Consider the following 15,732-nt stretch of genomic DNA (forward strand, 5'->3'; position numbering starts at 1 on the left):
ATGAAAATTAAGACCCGTATTACCGAGCTTTTAGGCATTCGCTATCCAATTATTCAGGGCGGCATGATGTGGGTCGGTACCGCAGAAATGGCCAGTGCCGTATCTAATGCAGGTGGCTTGGGAACATTAACGGCATTGACTCAACCGACGCCTGAAGCCTTGGTCAAGGAAATTGCACGCTGCCGAGAAATGACCGATCAGCCTTTTGCGGTCAATCTGACTTTATTGCCCGCTGTGAATCCGCCGCCATATGCAGAATACCGACAGGCGATCATTGAAAGCGGTATCAAAATCGTAGAAACAGCAGGCAACAAGCCACATGAACATATTGAGGCGTTTAAGCAACACGGCATTATTGTCATTCATAAATGTACTTCCGTCCGTCATGCGCTTTCAGCACAAAGAATCGGTGCGGATATCATTTCGATTGATGGTTTTGAATGTGCGGGCCATCCGGGTGAAGACGATATTCCTGGCCTGATTTTAATTCCTGCCGCTGCGGATCAGCTTACTGTGCCGATTGTGGCCAGTGGCGGTTTTGCTGATGGCCGTGGTCTGGTCGCAGCTTTGGCTTTAGGTGCTGAAGGCATCAATATGGGTACACGCTTTTGTGCCACTAAGGAAGCGCCGATCCATTCAAACATCAAACAGTTCTATGTCGATAATGATGAAAGGGCGACACATCTGCTGTATCGACAGTTCAGGAATACTGCCCGTGTTGCCAAAAATGCGGTATCTGATCTTGTGGTGAAAATGAGTGAAGATCCAAACCTGCAATTTGAACAGATTCGTCCCTATGTCAGCGGTTTAAAAGGCAAGCTCGCTTTAGAAAATGGCGATATTGATGCTGGTGTACTGACTGCAGGTCAAGTGATGGGATTGATTCATGACATTCCGACTTGTCAGGCGCTGATCGAAAATATCATGCAGGAGGCAGAGCAGATTGTTCAGCAACGTTTAGCTCAATTTTTTCCACGTTAATCAACTTTAGTGAAGTCGCTGAATAGAAAAGCCATTCCACCATGAATGGCTTTTTTCATCCTGTATATTTTTTATTTTTAAATGGGAAATTTCATCGAATGACTAGATTTTATTCTTTAAATTATATTATAGTGGATTTAAAACATAATTTCGTATTATGAAATTAATTGTCATAAATATACAAATTAGAACTCATACAAGGGAATTACGATGAGAAATTATATTGCGCCATTAAAAGACATGAAGTTTGTCCTGAAAGACCTGTTAAACGTTGAACAGAAATATCAGGGCTATGCAAAATTCGCAGACAAGGTTTCTATGGATATTATGGAGCAATATCTGGAAGTCGCTGCGGACTTTTGCCAAAACGAACTTCTACCGATTAATGCGACAGGCGACCAGCAGGGTTGCCGTTTGCAGGATGGCGTCGTAACTACCCCGGATGGGTTTAAAGCAGCTTATGACAAATATGTAGAACTCGGTTTTACCTCATTAACTGGTGACGAAGCATATGGCGGTCAGGGCTTCCCGACCTTATACCGTATTGCCATTTCTGAAATTATTACCGCAACGAACTGGTCTTGGGGCATGTACCCAGGCCTGTCCCATGGTGCCATGCGTACTTTAGAGCACCACGGTAGCGATGAACAGAAACAGAAGTTTCTGGTACCTTTAATTGCAGGCCGCTGGACTGGAACCATGTGCTTGACTGAATCTCATGCCGGTTCTGACCTAGGTTTAATCCGTACCAAAGCAGTGCCAAATGAAGACGGCAGCTATAGCATCAGTGGCGAGAAAATCTTTATCTCAGCCGGTGAACATGATCTGGCTGAAAATATCGTGCATATCGTATTGGCACGTTTGCCAGATGCACCTGCGGGAACCAAAGGTATTTCGCTGTTTATTGTGCCGAAATACAATCTGGATGAAGCTGGTAATGTGGCTTCCCGTAATGGCGTGGTATGTAGCGCTCTTGAACACAAGATGGGCATTCACGGTAACGCAACCTGTGTGCTGAATTTTGATAATGCCAAAGGTTTCCTGATTGGGCCTGAAAATCGCGGCCTAAACTGCATGTTTACCTTTATGAACTCGGCACGTATCGGTACAGCCATTCAAGGCTTGGCAGCAGCAGAGTCTTCTTACCAGGGGGCATTGGCTTATGCCCAAGACCGTCTGGCGATGCGTTCACTTGAAGGTGCGAAAGCGCCAGGCCAACCTGCAGATCCGATTATCGTGCATCCGGCAGTACGTAACATGCTGCTGACTCAAAAGGTGTTTGCAGAAGGTTCACGTGCACTTGCATATTATCTGGCGACCTATGCCGATATCGCTGAAGCCACTGACAGCCCGGAAGAAAAGAAAGCAGCTGAAGACCGTCTGGCATTATTAACCCCTATTGCCAAAGCATTAATGACCGAAACCGGCATAGAAGCGGCTAAACATGGTATGCAGATTTTCGGTGGTCACGGTTATATTGCTGAACATGGCATGGAACAGATTGCCCGTGATGCACGTATTGCCAGCCTCTATGAAGGAACTACTGAAATTCAGTCCATTGACTTGCTGGCGCGTAAAGTGCTGGGCTCAAAATTGGGTTTGCTGACCGCATTAACCGATGAAATTCAGGGCTTTGTAAAAGAGCATCAGCAACATGTCCAGTTCAGCCAGCAAGTTGCACAAGTCAGCCAGTTGACTGAACAATGGCTGAAATTAACCAGAACCATTCAGGAGCAGGCTCAACAGTCTGCCAATGAAATTGGGGCAGCATCAGTTGACTACCTATATTTCTCTGGTTATGTCGTGTCCGCTTATTTGTGGCTGAAAATGGCAATTACTGCGCAGCAGAAAATTGAAGAAGGCAATACTGATCCGTTCTATGCAGCCAAGATCAAAACTGCACAATTCTTCTTTGCACGTATTTTGCCAAGAACTTCAACCCACTTTGCCAATATTCAGGCAGGTGGTGAAAGCCTGTTTTTACTTGAACCTGAAGAGTTCAAATTCGATTAAACCTTTTGACCCACGATACTCGTGTCGTGGGTCTTTTTTAATAATTTTTGCATCCTCACCCAATTCAAATATTGAGATTTATTCTCGGATATTGAATAAACCATAAAATAACAAGATCAGGAGTCTATATGGATTTAGACATGATTACTCAACAGTGTCCTTATGCTGATCTGCAGCTTACTTTTCATGAAGTCGGACAGCGTTCTGCATTTCCCACCATTATTCTGATTCATGGCACCGGTGGAAATACCGACAAGCATTTCAGTTATATTTTTCCGATGCTGGGTATTCATCAACGGGTTTTATCCATTGATTTACATACCCCCGATAAAGCTGATCTAAAGGTGACCGATTTTAGCCAACAAGTTGAAGCACTGATTCAGCATGTGGTTGCAGAAGATGAAACCATTACAGTGGTCGGCTATTCACTCGGTGCAGTGATTGCTGCACAAGTAGCAGCCAGTTTAAAACAGCGCGTAGCGCGTTTGATCCTGTTAGCCGGTTGGGCCAAAACTAGCTCGGTGCAACAACTGCGTACCGTTATCTGGCAACAGTTATTTACTGAACAATCTGCGGCCTTGCCTCATTTTGTCAATTATTGCCTGTATAGCGATGATTATCTGTCTGCACGAAGCGAACAGCAGGTGCTGGATCTGGCACGCTTTGTTAAACCATCCCAAGATGCAGCCAAACAGCGTGAACTGAATTATCGCATTGATATTACATCAGCTTTATCTGACATCTGTGCAGAGACTCTAGTCGTTGCCTGTCGTGAAGACCGCATGGTGCCTGTAGCGCAAGCTAAACTGCTGTTTGCTTCAATTTCGAACAGTCGCTATATCGAAATTTCTTCAGGACATGCGCTCTATGTCGAAGCGCCAGCCGAAGTGGTGCAACTGGTAAACCAGTTTAGCCAGCATCCACAGCAATATCCGGTGAATCAAAAAATCCAGCCTTATATGCCTTAAAGGAGATAAATAATGCAAGCTAAAGGACAGCGCAGCAAGATTCTAATTGTAGGCAGCGGTTTTGGTGGTTTGGGAATGGCAATCCGCCTTAAACAGCAGGGCATCCACGATTTTAAAATCATTGAACGTGCAGCAGAAGTAGGCGGAACTTGGCGTGACAATACCTATCCCGGAGTCGCCTGTGATGTACCTTCCCATTTATATTCTTTCTCGTTTATTAAAAATCCCAACTGGTCGCGTGTCTTTCCACAAGGGGTAGAAATTCAGCGCTATTTAATTCAATGCTGTGATCAGGAAAATATCCGGCCCCATATTAATTTTCATACCCAACTGGAAAAGGCCAGCTGGAATGCACGAGAACGCATCTGGGAAATTCACACCTCTACAGGTCTGTATCAGGCTGAGATCTTAATTACCGCAACCGGGCATCTGGCAGATGAGCATCTCCCGAAAATTCCGGGGCTGGAAGAATTTGAAGGCCAAGTGATGCATTCCGCGCGCTGGAACCACGAGCTGAATCTGGAAAATCAACATGTCGTTGTGGTGGGTTCTGGTGCTTCTGCCATCCAGCTTGTGCCGGAAATTTCCAAAACAGCCAAAAGCCTGACCGTCTTGCAACGTAGTGCGCCATATATTTTGCCCCGACCAGACCGAGCTTATTCTGAGTCAGAAAAACAGCTTTTCCGCAAAGATCCGGACAGTATGTCGGCCCTCAGACATTCCTTGTTCTGGGGCAATGAATACAATTTTGCCCAGCGCCGTAATCTGAAAAGCCAGATTGAGCGGGTCAAGAAAAACTGCCTGCAATTCTTAAAACATCAGATTTCAGATCCTGAATTACAGCAGAAACTCACACCGAATTATGAACCTGGTTGTAAGCGTTTATTGCTGTCTAATGATTATTATCCAACCTTTTTAAAAGCGCATGTCACGCTTGAAGATTCAGCCTTGGCAGAAGTTACGAAAGACAGTGTATTAAGCCAGGCTGAAAATAAATTTTCTGCAGATATCATCGTATTCGCGACAGGATTTGAAGCAGCACGCCCACCTTATGCGGCAAAGGTGGTCGGTAAGCATGGCCTAAGTCTGGAACAACAATGGTCTAGCGGCATGCAGGGTTATCAGTCAACGACCGTACATAATTTTCCAAACCTGTTCATCCTGAATGGGCCAAATACAGGCAGTGGACATAATTCAGCACTTTATTTTCTGGAAACCCAGTTTGATCTGATTCTAGATGCCTTGCAGTTTTTTGAGCAGGAACAGATCCAGGTTTTCGAAGCGGATCAGAGCGCTGAAAATAGCTATATGCAGGAGCTACAGCAGCTTTCGCAAGGTAGTGTCTGGTTATCGGAAAGCTGTAAAAGCTGGTATCTGGACCCGGTCAGTCGTAAGCTGACTTTGGTCTGGCCGGATTATGCTCATTCATTTAGGGATAAAAATCAGCATTTTATTCGTAGCGGTTATCACTACCAGTATGTTGAATCGAGACAGCAGAAAGTGGTGTAAAAATATTTAATTAAAATCAAAATCTTATGGTTTAAATAATACAAAATAATTGTAAATCCAGGACAGGAGTATAGTCATGAGCAGTCAGCCATGGATGGAAGAATATAAAAAGTGGAATATCAATCCGGAGTTTACCCGGCCAGATCCTGAGAAAACCCTGAGCACGATAATTGCTGAGAATTTGGTAAAATTTCAGGATAAAACCGCATTTATCTATCTAGATCGCAAATTCAGCTATCACGATATCGATGTGTATAGCCAGAAACTGGCAAGCTATTTACAGAGTCTTGGGCTGACTGCTGGCAGCCGTATTGCGGTGATGTTACCCAATATTATTCAGTATCCAATTGCGACCTTTGCCATTATTCGTGCGGGTTATGTGCTGGTCAATGTCAACCCCATGTACACCCAGCGCGAGCTCTATCATCAGCTACAGGATTCAGGTACAGAAGCCTTGATTATCTTGGGACAGACTTTGGAGCAATTAACAGCACTAGATGAATGTCCTCAACTCAAATATGTCATTTCAACGCATCCGCTGGATTTTATTCAAGAGCAGCCAAGTGCTATTTATAGTCAGGCAGCACAATATCCGGATAAACAGTTTTCTGACTTTAGACAGGCAATAAATCAGGTAAAGATTATTGATTTTGAACCGCCTGTACAACATCAGGAAGATACGGTCATTCTGCAATACACGGGAGGTACCACAGGTGTTTCTAAAGGTGCAGAACTGAGCCATCGCAATATTTTATTTAATATCGCCCAAAACAGTACCGTATTTATCAGCCATTTTGGTGACCGTTATGCCACTGAAAATGAATATGTTTTCTGTGCCTTGCCACTGTATCATATTTATGGATTTACCATCTGCCTGTTCAGTTATGGTCTGAGCCGAGGTTTCGCCAATGTGCTGATTCCAAATCCGAGAGATTTGGATGCTTTGGCGGATCAATACCAGAAACATCCACCCACTGTTTTCCCCGGGGTGAATACCATGTTTAATGCCTTGGCGCATCATTCACATTTTCGTGAACTGGATCATTCAAGCCTTAAAACCACAACCGGCGGGGGAGCATCGATTTTAAAAAATACGGCAGAGTTATGGCATGAGGTCACAGGCTGCCAGATTTATGAAGGCTATGGACTTTCTGAAACCTCACCGACTGCAACTTTTAACCCGCCTTTAAGCCGGCGATTTAGTGGCACGATTGGCTTGCCATTGGCAGGAACTGAAATTCTAATTCTGAATGATGAAGGAAAACCTGTAGAGCTTAATCAGGCTGGAGAAATCGCCATACGTGGTCCACAGGTAATGAAAGGATACTGGCAGCAACCCGAAGCAACAGCACAGGTATTTACCAAAGATGGATTCTTCCTGACAGGTGATATCGGTTGTATGGACGAGCAGGGCTATATCACCATTCTGGACCGCAAAAAAGACATGATTCTGGTCTCCGGATTTAATGTTTATCCCAATGAGCTGGAAGGCGTGCTGTCCAAACATCCTAAAATACTGGAATGTGCAGTGATTGGTATTGATGATGAAAAGTCTGGACAGGTACCCAAGGCATTTATTGTGAAACAGGATGAAACTCTGACCCAAGATGAAGTCATGACTTATCTGAAGCAGCAACTGACCAGTTATAAATTGCCCAAATACATTGAGTTTGTGGCTGGATTACCAAAGTCTGCAGTAGGAAAAATTCTGCGTCGCGAGCTGCCTCGTACTGTTCAGCCGAGCGCCAAAGCCTGTTAAGGAATGATCTAGTCCATTAGATTTAAAATAAAAAAGGAATCGAAAGATTCCTTTTTTATTGCTTGCAGGCTTATCGCTGCTGGATGACTTTTTTGCTTTTCAGTTCTTCTATTTCAGCAGAACTTAAATATTGACTCAAAATGGCATCGGTATCTTCACCCAGACAAGGGGGTGCCTTTTTATATTCTACCGGTGTCTTGGAGAGTTTGATCGGTGAACCGATTGAGGTGTAATCTTCACGTAAAGTATGCGGCATCTGAATCACCATATCGCGTGCCAATACCTGTTCTTCTTGCAAAGTCTGTTTCAGGTCATTGATCATTCCTACCGGCACTTTAACCGCATGGATTAAATCCACCCAGGTTTTTGCCGGTCTAGTATAGAAATGAGCCTGTAGAACTGTGGTCAATTCTTCACGATGTGTAACACGTCCAGAATTTTTTAAGAAGCGAGGATCTTCTGCCACCTTAGCCAGACCAACGGCCTGACACAAAGCTTGAAATTGCAGATCATTACCACAGGCAATAATAAATTCACCTTCCTGGGCTTTGAACACCTGATAGGGCACAATATTGGCATGCGCGTTTCCGAAGCGACCGGGTACTTTGCCTGAGGTGAGATAATTCATGGCCAGAACAGAGAGGGAAGCAACCTGGGTATCCAGCAGCGCCATATCAATATACTGACCTTCACCGGTTTTCTCACGGGACAACAAAGCCGCCTGAATGGCAATTGCGGCATATAAGCCGGTGGTCAAATCGGCAAAGGCCAGACCCGCTTTTTGTGGGCCACCACCGGGCAGGTCATCACGTTCGCCAGTGACACTCATCATGCCACCCATTCCCTGAACGATAAAATCATAGCCCGGCTCTTGCGCACGCGGACCGTTCTGGCCAAAACCGGTAATAGAACAATATACCAGTCGCGGATTTAGCTGGCTCAGACTTTCATAATCCAGCCCATATCGTTTCAACGAACCGGCTTTATAGTTTTCAATGACTACATCACTCTGTTCAGCAAGTTTTTTGATAATACTTTGACCTTCAGGTGTAGATAAATCGATTACAACCGAATGCTTGCCACGGTTGGCTGACAGGTAATAAGCCGATTCATGGGTATCTTGCTGGTGATTGTTTTTAAGCCAAGGTGGTCCCCAGATACGGGTATCATCCCCATGATCCGGTTTTTCAATCTTGATCACTTCTGCACCCAGATCAGCCAGAATCTGGCTACACCAGGGCCCAGCCAAAATCCGGCTTAAATCCAGTACACGAAATCCTGTTAAGGCACCCATTATTACGCTCCCTGTTCGATCCTATTCAAATGACATATCGTTCTTATCCCTCTTTTTAAAGCTATAGGAAAATGAAAGAACAATCAACTTTATGATAATAAATTTCGCATAACAAAATAAAACATCTAAAATAATTGAATATTCATCTTATTTTATTTAGCCTGATGCAAATATAAGCATGAACGAGGAACAAGAGCTAAATGATAAAAAGGAAAAAGGTATCTCCTAGACAGGATTAAAAAAGGAGTCAATCAAGTGAATTAAAAACGGATTAGCCTTAAAGCATATTCATTAGCGGAATAGCTTTAAATATAAAAAGATCATGAAAACCTAAGGATAGGAAAACAGAGATTTAAATATGACGGATTTAGCTAGAGAATTAGAAAAGATTAAACCTACGACCAAACGAACCCAGCAAATTGCTTTTATTTTCGCCTTTCTGGCTTTACTGGTAGATGGCGCGGACATGTTGCTGCTGTCTTTCAGTTTAAATAGCCTGAAAGCAGAGTTTGGTCTCAGTAATCTGCAGGCCGGTACACTAGGCAGTTTTACCTTAGCAGGTATGGCGATTGGTGGCTTTATGGGTGGCTGGGCCTGTGACCGTCTGGGCCGTGTACGTACCGTAGTCATTTCGATTCTGGTATTTTCCATATTGACCGCAGCCTTAGGCTTTGCACAGAACTTTGAACAATTTGCTGTTTTACGCTTTCTTTCTGCCTTTGGCATAGGCTCTTTATATATTGCAGCCAATACGCTCATGGCTGAATATGTTCCAACTGAATATCGCACCACGGTTTTAGGTACCTTACAGGCAGGATGGACCGTCGGTTATATTGTGGCCACTGTACTGGCAGGCTGGATCATTCCAGAATATGGCTGGCGAACCCTGTTTTTTATTGCCATTATTCCCTCGGTTATGGCGATTTTTATCCAGAAACTGGTTCCTGAGCCAGAATCCTGGCAGCGTGCACGTTTGCAGCGTCTATATGCCCCAGCTGAAATCACAGCACAGCAACCCGCCAAAAAAAGCACAGTCAAAGAGATTTTCGCGGATCCTGCGAATCGCAGAATGTTTATTTTGTGGATCTTTACGGCCGGTTTTCTGCAATTTGGCTACTATGGCGTAAACAACTGGATGCCGGCATATCTGGAATCTGAATTGCACATGAATTTTAAATCCATGGCAGGCTATATGATTGGTACCTATGTAGCCATGATTTTCGGCAAAATTCTGGCGGGCTTTGCCGCAGATCGTCTGGGTAGACGCGCTGTCTTTTCGTTTGGAGCAATTGGAACGGCGATTTTCCTGCCCGTGATTGTGCTATTCAATACGCCAGATAACATTGCCTATCTGCTGATTTTCTTTGGATTCCTGTATGGCATTCCATATGCGATTAATGCCACTTATATGACAGAAAGCTTCGCCACCTCGATTCGTGGTACTGCGGTAGGCGGTGCTTATAATGCAGGCCGTATTGGCGCCATGTTTGCACCTGCGATTATTGGCGCGGCAGCCAGCGGTGGTTCGATTGGCCTAGGCTTCCTGATTATGGGTGGTGCTTATTTCTTGTGTGGGGCAGTGTCCGGGATATTCATCAAAGACCGTCAATACGATCCACAAAAGGCATAATTTCAACTTCAAAAAAGAGCCTGAATACAGGCTCTTTTTTTATATTCATCAATTAAAGCTATATTTCTATTTGTTTACTCCTGATCTGTTGCTTTGTGCAGATGAATACTTTTTAAACCATCATTTACTTTATTGAGCAGATGAATCAGGGTAACCACATCATCAAAGGCCAGCTTATTTAAGGCCTGGCCATAAAAATCAAAGAAATCAGCTTGCAAGTTGTCCCATGTTTCCAAGCTGGGATGTAGCCAAAGCCGTAGATCTGATTCATCAGCATCAGGTGAATTTCACCATGGCCTCGACCCCATTCCTGAATGACCTGTCCAATACCGTGGCGGAACAGCATGACAAGGTTGATTCACTGAAAATCTTCCTTTGCGCTGGTGCCCCCATTCCAGGTCCATTGATGCAAAAAGCCCGGGAAACTCTGGGTGTTAAAGTCATATCAGCCTGGGGTATGACCGAATGTGGTGCGGTGACGCTGACTCAACCTGAAGATGAAGATGAGCGCTCTTTCAATACTGATGGCATCGCTTTACCAGGTGTGGAAATCAAGATCGTGGATAAAAAAGGTCAGACCAAAGCCCTGAATGAATCCGGGCGTTTGATGATCCGCACCTGTTCAAATTTTGGCGGTTATTTAAAACGTCCACATTTGAATGATACGGATGCCGAAGGCTGGTTTGATACTGGCGATATTGCCTATCAGGACGAGCGGGGCTATATCCGGATCTGCGGCCGCAAGAAAGATGTAATTATCCGTGGCGGAGAAAATATTCCGGTCGCAGAAATTGAATCATTACTATATAAACATCCGAATATTGCAACAGTAGCTTTAGTCGCGTATGCAGATGAGCGAATGGGCGAGCGTGCCTGTGCAATCATCAAGCTGAAAGATCAGACAAAACCGTTAAGTTTTAATGAGCTGGTAGAATTCCTGAAAACCCATAATCTGGCTATGCAGTATCTGCCGGAACGCCTGGAAATCTGGGAGGATATTCCGATGACCCCATCGGGAAAAATCCAGAAGTTTAAACTCAGAGAATTACTGGCTCAGCATATTGCCTCAACGGCAGTTTAAACAAACTAAATCTTTGAATATACAAAAATTAAACCCTGAATAATCTTGCATCATTCAGGGTTTTTCTTTGACAAAGAAAATGATCTAAAGGTTTAATGCAAACTTTAGAATCACATCTATTTTAATAATTTTAATAAAGCTTCAGCCGTTGCAGCAGAAGAGGCGGGGTTTTGTCCAGTAATGAGCAGACCATCTTGTTGCACGTATACCTGCCAGTCCTCAGTTTTGGAATATTTCCCACCTTTTTCTTTCAGCATGTCTTCCACTAGAAATGGGACAACATCGGTTAGGCCTACGCCGTCTTCTTCGGTATTGCTGAAACCGGTGACTGTCTTGCCCTCTACAATAGAACGGCCTTCGGCATCTTTGACTTCACGAAGTACACCCGGTGCATGACAGACCAGCGCAACAGGTTTATCTGCCTGTAAAGTCTGCTCAATTAAAGAAATAGAATTCTGGTCTTTGGCTAGATCCCATAATGGACCGTGACCACCCGGATAGAACACGGCATCAAAATCCTGATTTAAGACTTCACTCAACTTATGTGTATTGGCAAGAGCCTGCATGGCCACCTCATCTGCTTCAAAGCGTTTGGTGGTTTCGGTTTGCGCATCCGGCTCATTACTTTTTGGATCTAATGGTGGCTGACCACCTGCAGGAGAAGCCAAAACTACCTCTGCGCCTGCATCGACAAAGGTGTAATAAGGCGCAGCTAGCTCTTCCAACCAGAAGCCAGTTTTTTTGCCAGTATCGCCCAGCTGGTCATGTGAAGTCAGTACCATCAAGATTTTCATATTATTTTCCTGTAGCTCATTAAAAAACATCGCGAATGATCGACTGTTAATTTAACAAGTCATGAGCGTCAGGAATGTTGTGATACGTTCATTTGCTGTATCGATACGTTGTTGTTTCAGTTGATTTAACTAAAGTACGTAGCCTTGCAAAGTGAACAGTGTGTTCAATATTCATCTGCCCATTAACAGGTCTTGCTGAAGATCGGCTTGTTTACGCAAGAAATCCCAGACCAGTTTAATTTTTGGTTCATGTTGCAGATCGACCAGCGTCAGCATCCAGAAAGTATGGGTAAAACTGACCTGATCGCCCAAAACCTCTTTGAGTTCGCTTTTATCATTGACCAGAAATTTCGGCAAAATAGCCAGCCCGGCACCTGCACGCACGGCAATTTCCTGCGCCAGAATACTGTTACTGCGAAAACAGGCACTGACCTGTAAGGGAAGACGCTCCAGCGAATATAGTGCAGTGCTATAGACCAGATCATCAATATAATCAACAAAACGATGCTGCTGGAGGTCTTCCAGTTTTTTAATTTCCGGATTTTGCTGTAAATAATGCTGGCTGCCATACAGTTTTAGGCAGTAATTAGACAAACGAGTAATGATATAGGGTCCAGATTTGGGCCGGTCAATCGCGATCACAATATCGGCTTCTCGATGTGAAAGTTTGATCGCTTTCGGTACCGGAATCAGGTCAATGGTCAGCAAAGGATAATGCTGGGAAAATTCTGCCAAAAGACGGGCTAAAAATGCCGTGCCAAAGCCTTCTGGCGCACCAATCCGGACCCGACCTTGCAAAGGGTCGTGGCGCTTGTCAATCTGGATAAAGGACTGTTCCATCTTTTCGACACGTGGCACCAGTGCCAGACCTTCCGAGGTCAGTTCATAACCGGTGGCTTCGCGCTTAAACAATTGCGTACCTAAAGTACTTTCCAAAGCCTGAATCCGCCGCGCTACGGTGCTATGTTCAACCCCAATCAAGCGTGCTGCATTGGTGAGCGTTTTAGCACGTGCTAAAACCAGAAAAAAGCGTAAATGATCCCAATCTACTTTCATTTTTTATTTAACATCCTGTTAAATTCCTGTGCATATTTGCACAACCATCGTGCACCAATTTCTATTGGTGGTCAAAGTGTTCTTTGTTAGTCTGCTGAAACAGCGTAAAAATTATACGTTAAATAAAAGCCAGTAAAGGCAGATACAACGACAATAACAAACCAGCACGGAGCGACCATGAACGCCATTTCTCATCCACAGCAAAGTACCGGATTCACCACCGCAAAACTTCTCATTAATGGTGAATTTGTCGAATCAAAAACCAGCCATTGGCAAGATATTGTTAATCCTGCCACTCAGGAAGTTTTGGGCCAAGTGCCTTTTGCCACTGCTGAAGAAGTCAATGCAGCGATTGCGGCTGCGCAAAATGCCTTTGCCAGCTGGCGCCAAACCCCGATTCAGGCCCGTATGCGAATCATGCTGAAATTGCAGGATCTGATTCGTACCAATTTAAAAAGTATTGCCCAGGTCTTAACAGCAGAACAGGGGAAAACTCTGGCCGATGCCGAAGGTGATATTCAGCGCGGTCTGGAAGTGGTGGAGCATGCCTGTTCGATCGGTTCACTACAAATGGGTGAGTATATTGAAGGTGTGGCACGCGGTGTCGATACCTATACTTTGCAGCAACCCTTGGGTGTCTGTGCAGGAATTACCCCGTTTAACTTTCCGGCGATGATTCCACTGTGGATGTTCCCGATGGCGATTGTCTGCGGCAATACTTTTGTCTTAAAGCCTTCTGAACAGGATCCACTATCGACCATTATGCTGGTTGAGTTAGCGATTCAGGCAGGTGTGCCGGCAGGCGTACTGAATGTGGTACATGGCGGCAAAGAAGTGGTCGATCTACTGTGTACCCATCGTGATATCAAGGCGATTTCTTTTGTCGGTTCGACTGCAGTCGGCACGCATGTCTATAACCTTGCAGGCCAACACGGCAAGCGTGTGCAGTCGATGATGGGCGCCAAAAACCATGTGGTGGTGATGCCAGATGCGAATAAAGAACAGACCTTAAATGCCTTGGTCGGTGCAGCTTTTGGCGCAGCAGGTCAACGTTGTATGGCACTTTCCGTGGCGGTAATGGTCGGTGAGACCAAGCACTGGGTCGATGAACTGGTCAATAAAACCAAAACCTTAAAGGTGAATGCCGGACATGAACCGAATACCGATGTGGGACCGGTGATTTCAACCCGTGCCAAAGCTCGTGTAATCGATTTGATTAACAGTGGTGTTGAACAGGGCGCAGAACTGTTGCTAGATGGCCGTAATGTACAGGTTCCGGGTTATGAGCAGGGTAATTTTGTCGGTCCAACGATTTTTAACCAGGTCACGACCGAGATGCGCATTTACAAGGAAGAAGTGTTTGGCCCGGTACTGGCGATCATGCATGTCGATACTTTAGAGCAAGCCATTGAGCTGATTAATGCCAATCCATTTGGCAATGGTGTGGGACTGTTTACCCAGAATGGCAATACGGCACGTACCTTCCAGAACCAAATTGATATTGGTCAGGTCGGCATTAACATTCCAATTCCTGTACCTGTGCCTTTCTTCAGTTTTACCGGTTCACGCGGTTCAAAATTGGGTGATCTAGGTCCTTATGGCAAACAGGCGGTGCAGTTCTATACCCAGACCAAAACCATTACCAGCCGCTGGTTTGAAGATGACCAGGAAACCACCGGTGTCAATACCACGATCAGTCTGCGTTAAGGAGCATCAGCATGAAGATTGCATTTATTGGTTTAGGCAACATGGGCGGCTCCATGGCGCAAAACTTACTCAAGTCCGGTCATCAGGTTTTTGGTTATGACTTAAGCGCAGTGGCTTTACAGCATTTTGCAGAAGCGGGCGGTATCGTCTGCGACAGTCCACAAGCTGCCGCGAAGCAGGCGGAGATCGTGGTCAGCATGTTGCCCGCAGCCAAGCATGTGCGTGAAGTCTATTTAGGTGAACACGGTATTCTGAAGGTACTTCAATCGGGCAGTTTGTGTATCGACAGCAGCACCATTGATCCGCAAACCATTCAGGAAGTTGCTGTAGCAGCTCAGGTCAAGCAGATTCGCGTCTGTGATGCACCGGTATCCGGCGGTACTTTGGGTGCCAAAGACGGGACCTTGACCTTTATGGTCGGTGCAGATGATGCCACTTTTGAGGCCGTCAAACCGGTTCTCGGCTGTATGGGTAAAAATCTGGTGCATTGTGGTGCGATGGGAACAGGACAGGTGGCAAAAATCTGTAATAACCTGATTCTGGGAATTTCCATGACTGCGGTGGCTGAAGGGATGGCACTCGGAGCCAAACTGGGCATTGATCCACAGGCCTTGGCTGGCGTGATTAACAGTTCCACTGGACGTTGCTGGAGTTCTGAAATTTATAATCCATGGCCAGATATCTGTGCCAATGCGCCGTCATCGCGGGGTTATACCGACGGTTTTGCCGCACAACTGATGCTCAAAGATTTGGGGCTGGCGGTCGATGCAGCGCAACAGGTGGATCAGCCGGTTGTACTCGGCAGCATGGTACAAAAACTCTATCAACAGCTCTGTCAGGAAGGAGATGCCCATCTGGACTTCTCCAGCATCATGCATCAATACACCACGCCAAATGCTTAAAACTTAAAAGATTCAGATGGAGCAAGGATTCGCTTCAA

The 15,732-nt window shown here is 45.2% G+C and carries 11 protein-coding genes and 2 pseudogenes; 9 read left to right on the forward strand and 4 right to left on the reverse strand.

The window, feature by feature from the left end; genetic code table 11:
• The 5 genes from F890_RS08205 to F890_RS08225 all read left to right on the forward strand — a co-directional run bounded on the left by F890_RS08205 (window position 1) and on the right by F890_RS08225 (window position 7,230).
• The gene (locus F890_RS08205) at window positions 1-981 is read left to right on the forward strand and encodes an NAD(P)H-dependent flavin oxidoreductase (RefSeq protein ID WP_004280300.1); all 981 of its coding nucleotides are present in this window, start codon (window positions 1-3) and stop codon (window positions 979-981) included.
• Window positions 982-1,191: 210 nt separating this feature from the next.
• Entirely contained in the window at window positions 1,192-2,994 is a 1,803-nt protein-coding gene (locus tag F890_RS08210; protein ID WP_004280299.1) for an acyl-CoA dehydrogenase C-terminal domain-containing protein, read from the forward strand.
• 128 nt (window positions 2,995-3,122) lie between these two features.
• Window positions 3,123-3,962: an alpha/beta fold hydrolase gene (locus F890_RS08215; RefSeq protein ID WP_005266400.1), complete on the forward strand. Its 840-nt coding sequence runs from the start codon at window positions 3,123-3,125 to the stop codon at window positions 3,960-3,962.
• 12 nt (window positions 3,963-3,974) lie between these two features.
• Window positions 3,975-5,471 carry a flavin-containing monooxygenase gene (locus F890_RS08220; RefSeq protein ID WP_005266411.1) on the forward strand — a complete coding sequence of 499 codons (1,497 nt, stop codon included), beginning with the start codon at window positions 3,975-3,977 and terminating at the stop codon, window positions 5,469-5,471.
• Window positions 5,472-5,547: 76 nt separating this feature from the next.
• Window positions 5,548-7,230: an AMP-binding protein gene (locus tag F890_RS08225; protein ID WP_005266412.1), complete on the forward strand. Its 1,683-nt coding sequence runs from the start codon at window positions 5,548-5,550 to the stop codon at window positions 7,228-7,230.
• A gap of 70 nt (window positions 7,231-7,300) precedes the next feature.
• Here F890_RS08225 and F890_RS08230 read toward each other — a convergent pair whose 3' ends face one another.
• The gene (locus tag F890_RS08230; protein ID WP_005266415.1) at window positions 7,301-8,524 is read right to left on the reverse strand and encodes a CaiB/BaiF CoA transferase family protein; all 1,224 of its coding nucleotides are present in this window, start codon (window positions 8,522-8,524) and stop codon (window positions 7,301-7,303) included.
• Window positions 8,525-8,882: 358 nt separating this feature from the next.
• Between F890_RS08230 and F890_RS08235 the strand changes: the two genes are divergently transcribed.
• Window positions 8,883-10,154, forward strand: coding sequence for an MFS transporter (locus F890_RS08235; protein WP_004730944.1), 1,272 nt, complete (start codon window positions 8,883-8,885; stop codon window positions 10,152-10,154).
• Between the two features lie 74 nt (window positions 10,155-10,228).
• On the opposite strand, the pseudogene F890_RS18565 reads toward F890_RS08235, so the two are convergent.
• Window positions 10,229-10,390, reverse strand: a pseudogene (locus F890_RS18565) (MarR family transcriptional regulator); the annotation flags it as partial.
• 2 nt (window positions 10,391-10,392) lie between these two features.
• Here F890_RS18565 and F890_RS08240 point away from each other — a divergent pair.
• A pseudogene (locus F890_RS08240) lies at window positions 10,393-11,235 on the forward strand (AMP-binding protein); the annotation flags it as partial.
• A 116-nt stretch (window positions 11,236-11,351) separates the two neighbouring features.
• Here F890_RS08240 and F890_RS08245 read toward each other — a convergent pair.
• Both F890_RS08245 and F890_RS08250 read right to left on the reverse strand, forming a co-directional pair.
• Window positions 11,352-12,029 (reverse strand): type 1 glutamine amidotransferase domain-containing protein, encoded by a 678-nt coding sequence (locus tag F890_RS08245; RefSeq protein ID WP_005266417.1) that lies wholly within the window; start codon window positions 12,027-12,029, stop codon window positions 11,352-11,354.
• Between the two features lie 171 nt (window positions 12,030-12,200).
• Complete coding sequence (locus tag F890_RS08250) at window positions 12,201-13,085, reverse strand: LysR family transcriptional regulator (RefSeq protein ID WP_005266418.1); 885 nt, start codon at window positions 13,083-13,085, stop codon at window positions 12,201-12,203.
• Between the two features lie 177 nt (window positions 13,086-13,262).
• On the opposite strand from F890_RS08250, the gene F890_RS08255 reads away from it, so the two are divergent.
• Together F890_RS08255 and mmsB are read left to right on the forward strand one after the other, a co-directional pair.
• Window positions 13,263-14,792, forward strand: coding sequence for a CoA-acylating methylmalonate-semialdehyde dehydrogenase (locus F890_RS08255; RefSeq protein ID WP_005266419.1), 1,530 nt, complete (start codon window positions 13,263-13,265; stop codon window positions 14,790-14,792).
• A gap of 11 nt (window positions 14,793-14,803) precedes the next feature.
• Window positions 14,804-15,694, forward strand: a complete 891-nt coding sequence (gene mmsB / locus F890_RS08260; protein ID WP_005266420.1) for a 3-hydroxyisobutyrate dehydrogenase — start codon at window positions 14,804-14,806, stop codon at window positions 15,692-15,694.
• Window positions 15,695-15,732 lie beyond the last annotated feature (38 nt).

Source organism: Acinetobacter sp. CIP 64.7 (genome assembly GCF_000369745.1).
Lineage (GTDB): Bacteria > Pseudomonadota > Gammaproteobacteria > Pseudomonadales > Moraxellaceae > Acinetobacter > Acinetobacter fasciculus.